This window comes from Sphingomonas sp. CCH5-D11, assembly GCF_001557395.1.
Lineage (GTDB): Bacteria > Pseudomonadota > Alphaproteobacteria > Sphingomonadales > Sphingomonadaceae > Sphingomonas.
Map to the genome: position 1 here is coordinate 1 of NZ_LSKH01000246.1, position 3,171 is coordinate 3,171.

Here is a 3,171-nt window from a genome sequence, read left to right on the forward strand (position 1 = left end):
ACCCCAACCCCTCCCCTGAAGGGGAGGAGCTTTCGTCGTCATGATTATTCTTGGCCTTGATCCGGGACTTGGCACGACCGGCTGGGGGGTGATCGCGGCGGAGGGCAACCGGCTGCGGCATGTCGCCAACGGTCAGATCAAGACTGATACGACCGCACCGCTGCCGCGGCGGCTGGCCAATCTTTACAGCGCATTGATCGACGTAATCCGTGCCGAGCGGCCGGACAGCGCGGCGGTGGAAGAGGTGTTGGGCAACACCAATGCGCAATCGACGCTGAAGCTGGGGCAGGCGCGCGGCGTCGTGCTGCTCGCGGGTGCCGGTGCCGGGCTGACCATCGGCGAATATCATCCCTCCACGGTGAAAAAGGCGGTGGTCGGCACTGGCGGCGCGGAAAAGCGGCAGATCCAGGCGATGATCGGCGTGCTGCTGCCGGGCGCCAAGGTGGCCGGGCCGGACGCTGCGGACGCGCTGGCGGTGGCGATCTGCCATGCGCATCATCAGGCGAGCGCAGCCGGCATGATGCGGCGCGCGCAATTATAGACACGCACAACTGGCGGGCGGGGTGATGTCGTCCGCGGAAGCCTTATCTCGGGGGCATCATCAGGGATGATCTTCACTCCGGGGCGACCTGTTGCCTGCGGATCCAAGTCCGGGGTGACGAAGGGGGAAGGGACCTGCTAACGCCGCTCGCATGACGGGGGCCCGACGATGATCGCCTATCTCAAGGGCGTGCTTGCCAGCACCACCGCGGACCATGCGGTGATCGAGGTGAGCGGTGTCGGCTATCTCGTCGGCGCGTCCTCTCGCACGCTGACGGCGCTGGGGCCGGTGGGCGAAGCGGTAATGGTGCACACCGAGATGCTGGTGGGCGAGGATTTCCAGCGACTTGTGGGCTTTGCCAGCGCGGACGAGCGCGACTGGTTCCGACTGCTCACCGGCGTGCAGGGCGTTGGTGCGCGGGTGGCGCTGGCGATACTGTCCGCGCTGGAGCCGGCCGAACTGAACCGGGCGGTCGCCGCGCAGGACAAGGCGATGGTGGCGCGCGCCAATGGCGTCGGGCCCAAGCTCGCCGAGCGGATCGTGCGCGAACTGAAGGACAAGGCGGGCGGGATCATCCTGGGGCCGGCCGCAGCGGCGCAGGTTGCACCGGTAGGGGCGGGCGCGGACGCGGTCTCGGCGCTGCTCAATCTGGGCTTCCGCCCGGCTGAAGCGAGCGCGGCGGTGGCGGCTGCGGAAGAGGAGCTTGGGCCTGGCGCGACGCTGGACGCACTGGTCCGGCTGGCCTTGCGAAAAGCGGCAAAATGATGCGCCGCGCGACTTCCCGATGCGGGCAGATCGCGCTCACATGTCCGGGCGAACCGGCGCGGATGTTCGTTTGCCGCCGTCCTGATTGCCGGTGCCGCGGCGGCGCGCCGTTCATGGCGCGAGCGGGTGCCTGTGTCGCGACCACCGGCGAGGAGATCGAGCAACATGGCTGAGCGCGCGACGAGCGGGCGAACGACGGCGGTCTACAGCCTGAAAGGCGGCGTGGGAAAGACGACGCTGGCGGTGAACCTGGCCTGGGCGTCCGCAACCTTGTCCGCGCGGCGCACCCTGCTGTGGGATCTCGACGGGCAGGCGGCGTCGACCTGGATCCTAGGTCACGATCCGCATGGGCGCGAGGCGGGAGCGGCGATCCGGCGTGAGGTGAACCCACGTCGCCTGGTGCGCAGCACCGCGATCGAGCGGCTGGACCTGCTGCCCGCGGATGCCTCGCTGCGCGAACTGGATGTCGCCTTTCGCGTGCTGGACAAGAAGAACCGGCTGGCGAGGCTGGTCGAGGAACTGGCGGGCGAATACGACCGTATCGTGATCGACTGCCCGCCCGGCCTGACCGACACGTCCGACCAGATCATGCGGGCGGCGGATCTGGTCGCGGTGCCGGTGATCCCGTCTGCCTTGTCCCGCCGCGCGCTGGACGAGATCGCAGCGCATGTCGGACGCAAAAAGGGGCCGAAGGTGACGCTGGCGCCCGTCTTCTCGATGGTCGACCGTCGCCGCGCGGTGCATCGCGAGGCGCTGGACCAGCATCCCGACTGGCCGGTGATCCCGATGGCGAGCGCCTTTGAAGCGATGGCCGAGCGCCGCGCGCCGCTGGGCGCCTTCACCTCGCGCCAGGCGCCGGGCGTCGAGGCGGTGGCCGCCTTGTGGCAGCGGATCGAGGCGGCGCTGGCCGGCATGAAGAAGAGCGGCGGCGATTGAGCGGGCAGGGTCAAAGGCATAGGCGGCGAGCCCGTGCGGAGCTAATGGCACATCAGCCATGACCGATACCGACCGCCTGATCACCCCGGCCCGCCGCGCCGAAGATGCCGATGCTGCGCTGCGCCCCAAGCGGCTGGACGAATTCGTCGGCCAGGCGGCGGCACGCGACAATCTGCGCGTGTTCATTGAAGCCGCGCGCACGCGCGGCGACGCGCTGGATCATGTGCTGTTCTTCGGTCCGCCGGGGCTTGGCAAGACCACGCTGGCGCAGATCGTGGCGCGCGAGATGGGCGTCGGCTTTCGCGCCACATCGGGGCCGGTGATCGCCAAATCGGGCGATCTGGCGGCGCTGCTCACCAATCTCGAGGACGGCGACGTGCTGTTCATCGACGAGATCCATCGGTTGCAGCCAGCGGTGGAGGAGGTGCTGTACCCGGCGATGGAGGACCGCGCGCTTGATCTGATGATCGGCGAGGGGCCGTCCGCGCGTAGCGTGCGGATCGATCTGCCCCGCTTCACGCTGGTTGGCGCGACGACGCGGCAGGGGCTGCTGACGACGCCGCTGCGCGACCGGTTCGGCATTCCGATCCGGCTGCAATTCTACACCGTCGAGGAACTGACCAGCGTGGTTACGCGTGCGGCGTCGCTGCTCGACCTGCATATCGCGCCGGACGGGGCGGCGGAGATCGCGCGCCGGTCGCGTGGCACGCCGCGTATCGCCGGGCGCCTGCTGCGGCGCGTGCGGGATTTCGCCAATGTCGCCGGCGTGGTGGAGGTGGACGCGGGCGCGGCCGACCGCGCGCTCAACCGGCTGGAGGTGGACAATCTGGGCCTGGACGCGATGGACCGCCGCTACCTGACGATGATCGCGGACATCTACCGCGGCGGGCCGGTGGGCGTGGAGACGCTGGCGGCGGGCCTATCCGAGC

4 protein-coding genes are annotated in these 3,171 nt (G+C 69.4%); all 4 read left to right on the forward strand.

From position 1 onward, the window contains the following. The first annotated feature begins 40 nt into the window (after positions 1-40). A complete protein-coding gene (ruvC, locus tag AX702_RS15610; RefSeq protein ID WP_066781106.1) occupies positions 41-541 on the forward strand; it encodes a crossover junction endodeoxyribonuclease RuvC in 501 nt (166 codons plus the stop codon). A gap of 168 nt (positions 542-709) precedes the next feature. After that, on the forward strand, positions 710-1,306 hold the full coding sequence (gene ruvA, locus AX702_RS15615; protein WP_066781108.1) for a Holliday junction branch migration protein RuvA: 597 nt from the start codon (positions 710-712) through the stop codon (positions 1,304-1,306). Between the two features lie 165 nt (positions 1,307-1,471). Continuing rightward, positions 1,472-2,242 (forward strand): ParA family protein, encoded by a 771-nt coding sequence (locus tag AX702_RS15620; RefSeq protein WP_066781110.1) that lies wholly within the window; start codon positions 1,472-1,474, stop codon positions 2,240-2,242. 58 nt (positions 2,243-2,300) lie between these two features. Then, a partial coding sequence (gene ruvB / locus AX702_RS15625; protein WP_066781112.1) for a Holliday junction branch migration DNA helicase RuvB occupies positions 2,301-3,171 on the forward strand: 871 nt, incomplete at its 3' end.

Bases quoted from the DNA above. Each gene is read 5' to 3' on its own strand.
- ruvC (WP_066781106.1), top strand. From the start codon at position 41: ATGATTATTCTTGGCCTTGATCCGGGACTTGGCACGACCGGCTGGGGG.
- ruvA (WP_066781108.1), top strand. From the start codon at position 710: ATGATCGCCTATCTCAAGGGCGTGCTTGCCAGCACCACCGCGGACCAT.
- AX702_RS15620 (WP_066781110.1), top strand. From the start codon at position 1,472: ATGGCTGAGCGCGCGACGAGCGGGCGAACGACGGCGGTCTACAGCCTG.